A 12,404-nucleotide genomic window follows, 5' to 3' on the forward strand; every position below is an offset into this window, starting at 1 on the left:
CCTTTTCTTGCCGTCGCGCCGCCGTTGGTGGCGGTTTACAACTTGCGCGGGCTGTGATAGAAACGGCAGAACCGTCTAGCCAGGCGGGAACACAACAACTACGCCCATTTTTTGGGGCGGCGGCCCTCGCCGCGGCCTCCAGGCTGGAATGAATATCAACCATGGCTGAAGACAAGACCATCAAGGAAGAACGCTACAACCCGGCCGAGGTCGAGGCCCGTTGGCAGGGGCGCTGGTCCGAAAGCCGCCTGTTCGACGTGGACGAAGACCCGGCCAAACCCAAATATTACCTGCTTGAGATGTTTCCCTATCCCAGCGGGCGCATCCACATGGGCCACATGCGGGTCTACTCCATCGGCGACGCCCTGGCCCGGCTCAAGCGCATGCGCGGCTTCAACGTGCTTCATCCCATGGGTTGGGACGCCTTTGGCATGCCCGCCGAAAACGCGGCCATCGCTCACCACACCCACCCGGCCAAGTGGACCTACGAAAACATCGCCTACATGCGCGGCCAGTTGAAAAAGCTGGGCTTTTCCTACGACTGGCGGCGCGAGCTGGCCACCTGCGACCCCAGCTATTATCGCTGGGAGCAGTTGGTTTTCATCAAGATGTGGGAAAAGGGCCTGGTCTATCGCAAAAAATCGCTGGTCAACTGGTGCGCCAAGTGCCAGACCGTTTTGGCCAACGAACAGGTCGAGGACGGCAAATGCTGGCGCTGCGACAGCGAGGCGCAGAAAAAGCAGATGCACGGCTATTTCTTCCGCATCACCGACTATGTCCAGGAGCTTTTGGACCACACCGAAAAGCTGCCCGGCTGGCCCGAGCGCGTGCTGACCATGCAGCGCAACTGGATCGGCAAATCACACGGCGCCGAGATCGATTTTCCCATCGAGGGCCGCGACGAGGCGGTCAAGGTCTTCACCACCCGGGCCGACACCATCTTTGGGGCCACCTTCATGAGCCTGGCCCCCGAGCACCCCATGGCCCTGGAACTGGCCGCCGCCGCCGGCCGCGAGGCCCAGGTCAAGGACTTCATCGACCGGGTGGGTCGCCAATCATTCGCCGACCGGGCCGACGACAAGCAAAAAGAAGGCGTTTTCACCGGGGCCTATTGCCTCAACCCGGTCAATGGCCGGCGCATGCCGGTGTACGTGGCCAACTTCGTGCTGATGGACTATGGCGCGGGCGCGGTGATGGCCGTGCCCACCCACGACCAGCGAGACTTCGAGTTCGCCAAGCAATACGGCCTGGAACTGGTGGAGGTCATCGTCGGGCCCGACGGCCCCCAGGGCGTGGAAAACATGGAGCGGGCCTTTACCGATTACGGCCGGTTGGTGGGCTCGGGCCAGTTCGACGGCATGACCAGCGATGAAGCCAAGCGGGCCATCCCTCAGTGGTTGGCCGAACAGGGCCTGGGCAAGCTGACGGTCAACTATCGCCTGCGCGACTGGGGCATCAGCCGCCAGCGTTATTGGGGCGCGCCGATTCCGATGATCCACTGCGACAAGTGCGGCCTGGTGCCGGCGCGCGTGGAGGATCTGCCGGTGGTGCTGCCCCTGGACGCCCAACTGCCGGCCACGGGCGGTTCACCGCTGCCGCTGCTGGAGGGTTGGGTCAACACCACCTGCCCGTGTTGCCAGGGCCCGGCCCGGCGCGAGACCGACACGATGGACACCTTTGTCGAGTCGTCGTGGTACTTTGCCCGCTACGCCTGCCCGGACTACGTCGACGGCCCGCTGGACCCGGCGCGGGTGGACTACTGGATGCCGGTGGATCAATACGTCGGCGGCATCGAGCACGCGGTGCTGCATCTGCTCTATTCGCGGTTTTTCGTCAAGGTGCTGCGCGACCTGGGCATGCTCAAGGTCGACGAGCCCTTCCTGAACCTGCTGACCCAGGGCATGGTGATCAAGGACGGCGCCAAGATGTCCAAGTCCAAGGGCAACGTGGTCGACCCCGACGACATGGTGGCCCGTTACGGCGCCGACACGGTGCGCCTGTTTTCGCTCTTTGCCGCCCCGCCCGAGCGCGACCTGGAGTGGTCGGACCAGGGCGTGGAAGGGGCCCATCGTTTTCTGGGCCGGCTGTGGCGGCTGGGCCTGGCCGTGGCCGAGACGCCCGCCGGCGAACGGCCCGGGCCCTGCGACGGGCCGCTGGGCGAACTGCGTCGCAAGGCCCACGAGACGATCAAAAAAGTGACCGAGGACACCGACCGCTTCCAGTTCAACACGGCCATCGCCGCGCTGATGGAGTTGATCAACCAGATCAGCCTGGTCGAGCAGGACGCGGCTTTGGCCGATGACCCCCGTCGCGCGGCGGTGCTGCGCGAGGCGGTGGAGGCGGCGGTGGTGCTGATCAGCCCCATGGCCCCGCACATTGCCGACGAACTTTGGAGCCGCCTGGGCCACGCAGAATTCTTGCTAAATGTCGCCTGGCCGGTCTATGATGAGGCGGCCTTGGTCGTGGCCGAAAAGGAAGTGGTCTTCCAGATCAACGGCAAGGTGCGCGGCAAGCGGATGCTGCCGGCCCAAAGCGACGACGAGGCCCTCAAACAAGCTGCCCTGGCCGACCCCAAGGTGCGCAAGTTCCTGGGCGAGGCGGTGGTCAAGAAGGTCATCGTCGTGCAGGGCAGGTTGGTCAATATCGTAATCTAAACCCGTCGCCGCCGACGGCGACGTGGTGCAACGGGCCCTTGGCCCCAGGCGAGAACGGGAGGCTCCGGTGAAGAAGGCCTTGTTTGGGTTGTTTGTTTTGACTTTGGTAATCAGCGGTTGCGGCTACGGCTTCCGCAATGGGCAAAACAACCTGCCGCCCGATGTGCACAGCATCGCGGTGCCGGTGTTCGCCAACAACACGGCCGAAGTCCGGATAGAGACCATATTCACCGATGCGGTCATTGCTCAGTTCACCCGCAGCCAGATCGTGCGCATCGTGCCCGAGGGCGAGGCGGACGCCGTCCTGCGGGCGACGCTGGTGGGCATCTCCCTCACCGACGTGTCCTTGACCACCGCCGAATCCAGCCGCCAGCGGCGCATCACCATCTACGTCAACGCCAAGCTGGTGCGCGTGCGTGACGGCAAGGTGCTGTGGAAGGAAAACAAGCTGCGCCAAAACCGCACCTACCTGATCACCGGCAGCAACGTCTCCGACGAGGGCAGCAAGCGCATGGCCATCACCGAGTTGGCCGCCGACCTGGCCGAGACCTTGCACGACCGGGTGTTCGAGAACTTCTAAGCCGCGAAGGCGCGTAAAACATGTCAGCAGACGGCGCGGGCCAGGGGCCGGCGGGGCTCCCCTGGCCCGAGCTGGCCGGTGGCGAACCGGGTCCGCTCTATGGCGTATTCGGCGAGGAGGACTTTCTCGTCGGCCATGGCGTGGAGGCCTTTTGCCAATGTCCGGCCTTCGGCCCCAACGCCGCGCTCAACACCGAGCGCTTCCACGCCGCCGACACCCCGCCGGCCAGGGTGCTGGAAAGCGCCCGCACGTTGCCTTTCCTGGGTCGTCGACGGCTGGTGCTGGTGCTGGACGCCGATCAATACAAGGCCGCGCAGCTAGGCGAGTTCGTCGGCTACCTGGAAGACCCGCCGCCCAGCGCCTGCCTGGTTTTCGCCGGGGCCAAGCTGGACGCCCGCACCAAATTCGCCAAGCTCTTGCAGCAACGCGGCCGGGTGCATGTCTTCGCCAAGCTCTATCCCAACCAACTGCCGCCCTGGTTGCAGGGCCGGGCCAAAGTCCGCGGCAAGCGCCTGAGCGCATCGGCGGCGGCCTTTCTGGCCGAACTGGCCGGGCTGGGCCTGGGCGCGCTGGATTCCGAGGTCGAAAAGCTTTCGCTCTATGTGGGCAAGCGGCCCGAGATCGGTCTGGACGACGCCCGCGCCGTGCTGGGCGGCGGTCGCCTGAGCACCATCTTCGACCTGACCGACGCCATCGCCGCGGCCGACCTGCATCGGGCGCTGACGGCCTTCAACCAGTTGCACGCCCTGGGCGAAGCGCCGGTGCGGGTGCTGGCCATGGTGCAGCGGATGTTTCGACAGGTGTTGGAGGCGTCGCGCCTGTTGGAGCGCGGCGGCGACGAGCGCCAAGTGGCGCGGCAGATGCGTATCCCGCCCCAGGCCGCCCAGACGCTGCTGGGCCGGGCCAGGCGTGAAAGCAAAACCGGGCTCAGCGCTAGGCTGGCCCGGCTGTTGCAAGCCGATATGGCCTTGAAGTCCTCGCCCGCCACCGATCGGGCCATCGTCGAGCGCCTGATCATGGACCTATGCCGCATGCCAAGCGCCGACGCGCGGCGCGGAAAGAACGCTTAGGCGTTGAGGGCGTTGACCTTCATGGCCAGGCGCGAGATCTTGCGCGAGGCGTTGTTGCGATGGATCACGCCCTTGCTGGCGGCCTTGTCGATCACCGGGATGGCCGCTTGCAGGGCCTGCTGGGCCACGGCCGCATCGCCGGCCTCGACGGCCTGGCGCACGGTGCGGATGGTGCGACGCAGGTTGGTGCGCACGGACTTGTTGCGGATACGGCGTTTTTCGCTCTGCCTGGCCCTTTTGAGGGCGGATTGGTGATTGGCCACTTGGGGGCTCCTCCAAAACGATAGTATTATGCGCCAGAGGCGTCGTCAACGCGGTGCGGGCTCGCATCAAGACCCAACATTTAACGGCTCAAGCCGCGCCTGTCAAGGGGTTTATCCGTGTCGACATCTGGTGAAAAACAAAAGGTGGCCCGGGCGGCGGGGGTGGTGGGCATGGCCACCCTGGCCAGCCGCTTGTGCGGCTTCGCGCGTGATCTGGCCACGGCCTATTTTTTTGGCGCATCGGCGGCGGCCGACGCCTTTTTCGTGGCCTTTCGCATCCCCAACCTGCTGCGGCGGCTGTTCGCCGAGGGCAGTTTGACCATCGCCTTCATCCCGGTGTTCACCGAGGTGCTGCGCAAAAAAGGCCGCGAGGAGGCCGACCTGCTGGCCCGCTCGGCCTACACGCTGCTGGCCCTGGCGCTGGTGGTGGTCTGCCTGGTCGGGGTGATCTTTGCCGAGCCCATCGTGCGGCTGATCGCCCCCGGTTTCACGCCAGGCCAGGAAACCCATACCCTGGCCGTGCTGCTGACGCGCTGGTGCCTGCCGTTCATCTTTTTCATCAGCCTGGTGGCCTTGGCCAGCGGCGTGCTCAACTCGCTGGGTCATTTTTTCGCGCCGGCCTTCGCGCCAGCCCTGTTCAATCTGTGCGTGATCGGCTGCGCGTTGTTTTTGTCCGATCGCCTGGACCCGCCGGTGCTGAGCCTGGCCATCGGCGTGCTTTTGGGCGGTCTGGGCCAATTGCTGCTGCAATTGCCCTATCTGCGGGCCAGGGGCGTGAGCCTGCGGCCGTTGTGGCGGCCGCGTGATCCGGCCCTGCGACGGGTGCTGCGCCTGATGGGCCCGGCGGCCTTTGGCGCGGCGGTCTATCAGATCACCGTCTTCATCAACACCCAACTGGCCTCGCTGTTGGCCAGCGGCAGCGTCAGCTATCTGTACTACGCCGACCGGCTGATCCAATTCCCCCTGGGCATCTTCGCCATCGCCATCTCCACGGCCATTTTGCCCAGCCTGTCGCGCCAGGCCGCCGACGCCGATCGCCAGGGCCTGGTGGAGACCATGGGCTACGGCCTGCGGCTGACGCTTTTCATCACCGTGCCGTCGATGGTGGGGCTGGTGGTTTTGGCCCGGCCGCTGGTCGAGCTTTTGTTCATGCGCGGCGAGTTCGGCGTCGAAAGCGCCGCGGCCACGGCCAACGCCCTGGTGGGCTATGGCCTGGGCTTGTGGGCCTTTGCCGGGCTGCGGGCGGTGGTCCAGACCTTTTACGCCCTCAAGGACACCAAGACGCCGGTCAAGGTGGCGGCCGGCTGTCTGGTGGTCAACGTGGCGGCCAGCCTGCTTTTGATGTGGCCGTTGGGCCACGCCGGCCTGGCCCTGGCCACGTCGATCTCGGGGGCGGTGAATTTGCTGGCCCTGCTGTGGCTGCTGCGCCGGCGCACCGGCCCCCTGGGCGGCCGGCGGCTGCGGCGCTCGTGCCTGAAAATCGCGGCGGCCGCCACGATCATGGGGCTGTTGATCGGGCTTACGGCCTACGCGCCGATCTGGGGCGAGGCGGGCGTGGCGCGCCAGACCGTCCGGCCGTTGGCGGCGCTGGTGGTGGGCATGGTCTCCTACCTGCTGGCGGCCCGTTTGCTGGGCATGGAGGAGCTGGCCGAGTTGTGGGCCGTGCTGGGCCGGCGGCGGCGTTAGGCCTCCAACTGCCCCAAAATGCGGCCCGCGCCGTCGACCAGATAGACGTCGAAGCCGCCTTCCTGGGCCTGCTGGCGCACCAAGTCCTTGTTCATGGCCTCGACTTGGCGCTCGACCATCTTGTCCGGCTCGGGCGGCAATTTGTAGAGCAGGGCTTGGGCCGCCTCGCGCTCGGTGGTGACGGGCACGAACTGATTGCCCTGGTCGTCGGCCAGGCCCAGCAGACTTTCTTCCCAGTCCTTGGCCACGTCCTCGAAGCGCTTGGTCACGGTGATCACCCAGACGTAGTCATCCTGGTTGACCGGCTGTTTTGGCATTTACGTTCTCCCATCGGGCCGGGCCGCCCGCTTATGGTCAAAATGTTGACGGCTATCGGCGATGGCCGCCGGCCGCCCCAAGAAAATATGACCGCCGGGGCCGTTCGTCAAGCGGAGGTTGGCGGCTTTCAGGCCCGGGCGCTGAAGCCTTCGGCGTAGAGTTGGCGCAGGCGCATGACTTTTTGCAGATAGGCGCGGGTCTCGGCCGGCGGACGGCCCTGGCGCTCCACGTTGGATGGCCCCCAGTTGTAGGCCATCAGGGCCTTGTCCACGCTGCCGTCGAAGCGTGAAAGCATCTGGCCCAGATAGCGCACGCCGCCGTCGACGTTCTGCTCGGGGTCGTAGGGATCGCTGACGCCCAGATCGCGGGCGGTCTCTGGCATGAGCTGCATCAGGCCCATGGCCCCGGCCGGCGAGGTGCTCGCGGGGTTGAAATCGCTTTCGGCGGTGACCACGGCGCGGGCCAGGTGGGGATCGACGCCGTGCCGCCTGGCCGCGCGCACCACGATGTCGTCAAGCTTTTGGCGATAGGCCCGCTGGGCCAGGCCCGGTTGCGGCGCGGCTGGCGTCAAGTTTTCGTCTTCGGCCGCTGGTTCGGCGTTGACCTGGGGCGCGGCTTGGGCCGGCGAGCTGACCTCCACGGCGGTGTCTGGCGCGAGGCCATAGAGTTTGGCCCGGGCTCCGGCGGTTTGGCCGGCTGGAGGCGCTTGCGCGGCGGCGCTGGGCGCGCCGCCGCCGCCGATGCGGATGGCGCTTTGATTGATCATTAGTTCCGCCAGCTTGGCCAAGAGCTTCTCGTCGCCGCGCTGGCTGGCCGCCCGGATCAACGCGGCCAGGTCGTGACCTTGGCCGCTGGCGGTCGCGCCGCTGATGGGCCGGTTGGTGCTCACGCCGCTGGTGGGTGCGATGGCCATGATTGCCTCCAAGTAGCCAGGTTGGTGCTTGTCCGCGAACATGGACCTCGCAAAAAACGGGCCAAACCGCCCTTGCGCGGCCGGGTCGGGCCAGTCAAACTTAAGCGACCGGCAAAGGGAGGAAACGATGAACGGCCACCATGGCCCCGATGATTATTTCAGGCGCAATTTTGGCGTCACCGACGAAGACTGCCGCGCCCTGCTGGGCCGGGCCTTGGCCAGGGGCGGCCAGTGGGCCGAGCTCTATTTCCAGCACACGCTATCGAACCTGATCGTCAGCGAGGACGGCCGGGTGGACCGCGCCTTCACCGGCGTGAACCTGGGCCTGGGCGTGCGGGTCGTCAAGGACGAACGGGTGGGCTACGCCTTTTGCCAGGCCCTGGACATGGCGGCCATGCTCCGCGCCGCCGAGAGCGCTGCCGCCCTGGCCGACGGCGGCCAAGCCATGGCCCACGGCGCGCGTGGCCTGGAGATCCCCGCGTCGCGCCTCACGCCGGGCCTGGGGCTTTATCCCATGACCCGACCGTGGCATGAGGCGGCCCATCAGGAGCGCATGGACCTGCTGCGCCGCGTGGAAGAGGGCATGCGCGGGGCCGATCCGCGCATCGTCAAGACCATGGCCCAACTCAAGGACTCCACCTCGTGGGTGATGATCGTCTGTTCCGACGGCAAAAAGCGCGCCGACATGCGGCCCAGGGCCGGCCTGCGGGCCAGTTGCGTGGCCCAGCAGGGCCGTGAGCGCCAGAGCAATTATCACGACATCAGCGCTCGGGCGGGCTTGGAGCTGTTTTCCGCGCAAAACCTGGCCCAGATCGCCGAGCGGGCCGTGACCGACACCCTGCGCCTGTTCGAGGCCAGGCCCCTGGCCGCCGGCCAGATGCCGGTGGTGTTGGCCGCCGGATCGGCCGGAATCCTTTTGCACGAGGCCATCGGCCACGGCCTGGAGGCCGACTTCAACCGCCGGGGCGTGTCGCTCTACGCCGGCCGCCTGGGCCAGACCGTGGCCGGCCCCCAGGTCACCGTCATCGACGACGGGACCATCGACCACGCCCACGGGGCCATCAACTTCGACGACGAGGGTTCGGACAGCCAACGCACGGTGCTGGTCGAAAACGGCGTTCTGCGCTCGTATCTGCACGACAACATGAGCGCCGCCTGGTTCAATACCAGAACCACCGGCTCGTGCCGCCGCCAGAGCTACGAGTTCGCGCCCATGCCGCGCATGCGCGCCACCTTCATGGCCCCCGGCCCCCACAAGCCCGAGGAACTCGTCGCCGCCGTGGACAAAGGCCTCTACGCCGTGCAGTTCACCAACGGCCAGGTCGACATCGGCGCGGGCAGCTTCAGCTTTTACGTCAAGAGCGGCTGGGCCATCGAAAAGGGCCGCCTGGCCTATCCGGTGCGCGACGTCAACATCATCGGCAACGGGCCCGAGGTCTTGGGCCGCATCACCATGGTCGCCGACGACCTGGAGCTGGCCCGCGGCGGCTTTGTCTGCGGCAAGCTGGGCCAATCGGTGCCGGTGAGCCAGGGCATGCCCACCACCCTGGTTTCGTCGATCAACGTGGGAGGGACCAGTGAGTGTTGAACCGATGATCGGCCGGGCCAGCCTGGCCCTGGAGGCCGCCCGCCGCGCCGGCGCCCAACAGGCGGCGGCCAGCGTCTCCGACGTTCGTTTTGTCAAGGCCACCTTTCGTGACGGCCAACTGGAGCAGGCCAAGGCCGCCGGCAAGATGTCGCTTGGCGTTCGGCTTTATGTCGACGGCCGCTACGGCGCGCACGCCACCAGCGACCTGCGCGACGAGGCCTTGCGGGCCTTTGTAGAGGGCGCCGTGGCCATGACCCGCCTGCTGGAGCCCGATCCCCTGCGCGCCTTGCCGCCCAAGGAACTGACGCCGACCGCGCCCGGCCCGGACCTGCGGCTTCATGATCCTGCCGTGGCCCAGGCGCCCACTGATTTTTGGCTGGCCTTGGCCAGGCGCATGGACGAACTGGCCCTGGAGCGGGCCCAGCGCGGCGGCGTCAAGTTGATCAGCCGCCAGGGCCTGGCCCACGGCGAGAGCGGCCTGGAGCTGTTGGCCACCAGCGACGGATTCATGGGCGTACAGGAAGAAACATCGTGCTATCACGGCTGCACGGTGGCCCTGCTGGACGACCAACGCGGCGGTGCGCGTCAACTGGCCAGTTGGCACCACCTGGGCCGCGCTTTGGACCAGATGACCGACCGTGCCAGGCAAGAGCAAGTGGCCGCCCAGGCCGTGGAGCGGGCGCGGCGGCAACTGGGCGGTCGGCCCGGACCAACCGGGCGCGGTCGGCTGTTGGTGGAAAACAGCGTGGCCGGCCGCCTGGTAGGCGAGATTCTGGGCTGTCTGGCCGGCGCGGCGCTGGATCAAAAGCAGAGCTATCTGGCCGACCGTCTGGGCCAAAGCTTGGCCAGCCCGCTGCTGAACATGCGCGACGAGCCCCTGGAGCCGGGCGGCCTGGCCTCGCGCTGGTTTGACGGCGAGGGTCTGGCCGCCCAGCCGCGCCAGGTGATCGAGGGCGGGGCGCTGCGCGCTTATTTTCTGGACACCTACTACGCCAAGCGCCTGGGCCTGGCCCCCACGGCAGGTTCGAGCACAAACTTGAAGTTTGCCCCCAGCCGCGCCGGCGGCTTCGAGCAAATGCTCGAAGACATGCCCAGCGGCCTGGCCGTCACCGGCTTTCTGGGCGGCAACTTCAATGGGACCACCGGAGATTTTTCCTTTGGCGTCCGTGGGTTATGGATAGAAAACGGCCGGGTGGCCCACCCGGTGGAGGGCATGAACATCGCCGGCAACTACGACGATCTGTGGCGTTCGTTGGCGGCGGTGGGCGACGACCCTTACGCCTATTCGCGCCTGGCCACGCCCAGTTTGTTGTTCGATGAGGCGATGATCGCCGGGGCTTAGCTTGCCCCTGGCCGGTCGCTGGGTTATGCTGCCAGGGGTTTTATTTATTATTCCGCCGGAGAGGCCATGGGCATATTCAAGGGCAGCGCGACATTGACGCGCTACGACGTGGGCGGCCGCCGGGCCGAGGGCTGGGCCGATTTCATCGACGAGCGCGTCAGGACGTTCGCCTTTCGCGAGATCGAAAACAGCGCCGACGAGCAATCGATCGGCTGGGTTTCGGCGGCCGATTTCATGGACACGGGCTTTGCCTACGCCGCCTACGCCCTCGACCCCTACATCGTCCTGGGCCTGCGCGTCGACAAGCGCAAGCTGCCAGCGGGCGTGCTGAAGAAGTATCATCGCCTGGAGCTGCGCAAGGTCAAGCAGATGCGCGACGGCCAGGCCATCTCCCGCGAGGAGCGCGAGACGCTGAAGGAAAAAGTGCGCCTGGAGCTGCTGCGGCGCATTCCGCCATCGACCCAGACCTACGATGTGGTCTGGGACACGGGCCGCAATCGGGTCTGGTTCGGCGGCTCGTCGCGGAGCGCGCTGGATCTGTTCGAGGACTTTTTCCGGCGCTGCTTCAACGTGGAGCTGACCCCCCGCGTGCCCTATCTGGCCGCGCGGGCCCTGCTGGTCGAGCCGGCGCTCATCGAGCGCCTGGAACAGGCCGCGCCGTGGGATTTGAGCGGCGGGGAGGCGGCGTGATGGACGTGCGCGAGGCGCTGGATCAATATTTGTTCGTGGGCCAGGAGTTTCTGACCTGGCTGTGGTTTTTGGGCGAGACCAGGCAGCAGGTGGTTTTGGAAAGCGGCGAGGAAGTGCTCTTGATGCTGGGCGATCGCCTGGCGCTGGGGCCGGCCCAAGGCCAGGAGGGCGTGCGCGTGGCCGTGCGCGGCCAGGAGGCGTCGCTGGCCGAGGCCAGGGAGGCCTTGCGTCGGGGCAAACTGGTGGAGGCGATGCGCCTGCATCTGGAGATCAACGGCGAGGAGTTCGCCGCCAGCCTGCGGGCGGCCGACCTGGGCCTGTCGGCCCTGCGCCTGCCGCCGACGGCGCCGGGCGAGGACGGCGTGGAGGGCCTGTTTCTGGAGCGCATCGCGTTGATCGACACGTTGCTTGGCGTGATCGAGGGCCTGTTGCGGATGTTTTTGCGCCAACGCCTGGACGCGGGCCAGGGCCCGGCGCTGCTGGCGGCCATGAAGGCGTGGGCGGCCGGCCCGGAGTAGGGGCCGGCCGGGGTTGACGAGGATGGCCAGGTTGCTTTTTCAGGCGATGATCGTGCTGGCGCTGAGCCTGGGGCTGCTGTTGTTCATCACCGCCCGCGGCCTGGGGCCCATGAGCCAGGGCGAGACGATCGTGCGTTACGCCGCGCTGCTGGCGCAAGATGCGCCAGCGGCCCGGCTGGTTCAGACGATCATGGGCGACGGCCCGCCCCAGTGGGCCATGGGCCTGTGCGTGGTCTGGGAACGGGCCAACGTGGCCGGCTTTTGGTGGGTGCCGCTGGTGCTGGCGCTGATCGTCTGGCTGGTGGGCCGGGCGGCGCGTCGGCGGCGCGGCCCCTAGGCGACGGCCTTGGCGTGGGCCGCCTTGATGCGCCGCTTCAAATAGTCGGTCATGTCGGGCTCTTGGCCGTCGTGGTCAAAGCAATAGCCGTCGGAGCCCATCAGGCCGCCGGGGATCAGGTCGCCGCGTTCCTCGGGGTCGTCGACTTCGTCGGCGAAAAAACAGACCGACAGCATCATCATGCCCTCCATGGGCACCGCGTCGATCATGGCCAGCAGCGGCCGCTGGCGGCCGGCCGGCCGCGGCTCCAGATCCAGCCGCAGGGAATTGCTCACGCCGGGGCGGGCGATGAACTCCATGACCACGCCGGGCAGCTTGGCCGCGTAATCCTTCAGGGACACGAAGGCCTCGCGCAGTTCGTCTTGAAATTCCGGCCAATCGGCCAACAGGTTGGCCAATTGCTTTTCGCCTTTGATCTGACCCATAACGATGCTCCTGCTGATTG

At 66.9% G+C, this 12,404-nt stretch carries 13 protein-coding genes; 9 read left to right on the forward strand and 4 right to left on the reverse strand.

The features are described 5' to 3' along the window. Positions 1 to 161: 161 nt before the first annotated feature. The 3 genes from leuS to holA all read left to right on the forward strand — a co-directional run bounded on the left by leuS (position 162) and on the right by holA (position 4,304). The gene (gene leuS, locus DEBA_RS07055; protein ID WP_013258233.1) at positions 162 to 2,654 is read left to right on the forward strand and encodes a leucine--tRNA ligase; all 2,493 of its coding nucleotides are present in this window, start codon (positions 162 to 164) and stop codon (positions 2,652 to 2,654) included. A gap of 67 nt (positions 2,655 to 2,721) precedes the next feature. Further along, a complete protein-coding gene (lptE, locus tag DEBA_RS07060; protein ID WP_013258234.1) occupies positions 2,722 to 3,234 on the forward strand; it encodes an LPS assembly lipoprotein LptE in 513 nt (170 codons plus the stop codon). A 20-nt stretch (positions 3,235 to 3,254) separates the two neighbouring features. Beyond that, complete coding sequence (gene holA / locus DEBA_RS07065; RefSeq protein ID WP_013258235.1) at positions 3,255 to 4,304, forward strand: DNA polymerase III subunit delta; 1,050 nt, start codon at positions 3,255 to 3,257, stop codon at positions 4,302 to 4,304. Here holA and rpsT read toward each other — a convergent pair. Next, positions 4,301 to 4,567, reverse strand: coding sequence for a 30S ribosomal protein S20 (rpsT, locus tag DEBA_RS07070; protein ID WP_013258236.1), 267 nt, complete (start codon positions 4,565 to 4,567; stop codon positions 4,301 to 4,303). The two genes, holA and rpsT, sit on opposite strands and share 4 nt — an antisense overlap. Positions 4,568 to 4,684: 117 nt before the next feature. Between rpsT and murJ the strand changes: the two genes are divergently transcribed. Further along, entirely contained in the window at positions 4,685 to 6,253 is a 1,569-nt protein-coding gene (gene murJ / locus DEBA_RS07075; protein ID WP_013258237.1) for a murein biosynthesis integral membrane protein MurJ, read from the forward strand. On the opposite strand, the gene DEBA_RS07080 is transcribed toward murJ, so the two are convergent. After that, the gene (locus tag DEBA_RS07080) at positions 6,250 to 6,570 is read right to left on the reverse strand and encodes a hypothetical protein (protein ID WP_013258238.1); all 321 of its coding nucleotides are present in this window, start codon (positions 6,568 to 6,570) and stop codon (positions 6,250 to 6,252) included. The genes murJ and DEBA_RS07080 overlap by 4 nt on opposite strands. A 128-nt stretch (positions 6,571 to 6,698) precedes the next feature. Then, a complete protein-coding gene (locus DEBA_RS16940) occupies positions 6,699 to 7,484 on the reverse strand; it encodes a lytic transglycosylase domain-containing protein (protein ID WP_013258239.1) in 786 nt (261 codons plus the stop codon). Between the two features lie 127 nt (positions 7,485 to 7,611). Between DEBA_RS16940 and DEBA_RS07090 the strand changes: the two genes are divergently transcribed. From DEBA_RS07090 to DEBA_RS07110, 5 genes are all read left to right on the forward strand, one after another. Next, positions 7,612 to 9,072 (forward strand): TldD/PmbA family protein, encoded by a 1,461-nt coding sequence (locus tag DEBA_RS07090; RefSeq protein WP_013258240.1) that lies wholly within the window; start codon positions 7,612 to 7,614, stop codon positions 9,070 to 9,072. Continuing rightward, positions 9,062 to 10,414 carry a TldD/PmbA family protein gene (locus DEBA_RS07095; protein ID WP_013258241.1) on the forward strand — a complete coding sequence of 451 codons (1,353 nt, stop codon included), beginning with the start codon at positions 9,062 to 9,064 and terminating at the stop codon, positions 10,412 to 10,414. The genes DEBA_RS07090 and DEBA_RS07095 overlap by 11 nt, the downstream gene beginning before the upstream one ends. 66 nt (positions 10,415 to 10,480) lie before the next feature. Continuing rightward, a complete protein-coding gene (gene rdgC, locus DEBA_RS07100; RefSeq protein WP_013258242.1) occupies positions 10,481 to 11,104 on the forward strand; it encodes a recombination-associated protein RdgC in 624 nt (207 codons plus the stop codon). Beyond that, positions 11,104 to 11,622 (forward strand): hypothetical protein, encoded by a 519-nt coding sequence (locus DEBA_RS07105; protein ID WP_013258243.1) that lies wholly within the window; start codon positions 11,104 to 11,106, stop codon positions 11,620 to 11,622. Before rdgC ends, DEBA_RS07105 begins: the two co-directional genes overlap by 1 nt. Before the next feature lie 22 nt (positions 11,623 to 11,644). After that, positions 11,645 to 11,959 (forward strand): hypothetical protein, encoded by a 315-nt coding sequence (locus tag DEBA_RS07110; protein ID WP_148227809.1) that lies wholly within the window; start codon positions 11,645 to 11,647, stop codon positions 11,957 to 11,959. Here the strand turns inward: DEBA_RS07110 and DEBA_RS07115 are convergent. Further along, a complete protein-coding gene (locus DEBA_RS07115; protein WP_013258245.1) occupies positions 11,956 to 12,384 on the reverse strand; it encodes a hypothetical protein in 429 nt (142 codons plus the stop codon). The two genes, DEBA_RS07110 and DEBA_RS07115, sit on opposite strands and share 4 nt — an antisense overlap. Positions 12,385 to 12,404: the final 20 nt, after the last annotated feature.

The organism is Desulfarculus baarsii DSM 2075, from assembly GCF_000143965.1.
GTDB lineage: Bacteria > Desulfobacterota > Desulfarculia > Desulfarculales > Desulfarculaceae > Desulfarculus > Desulfarculus baarsii.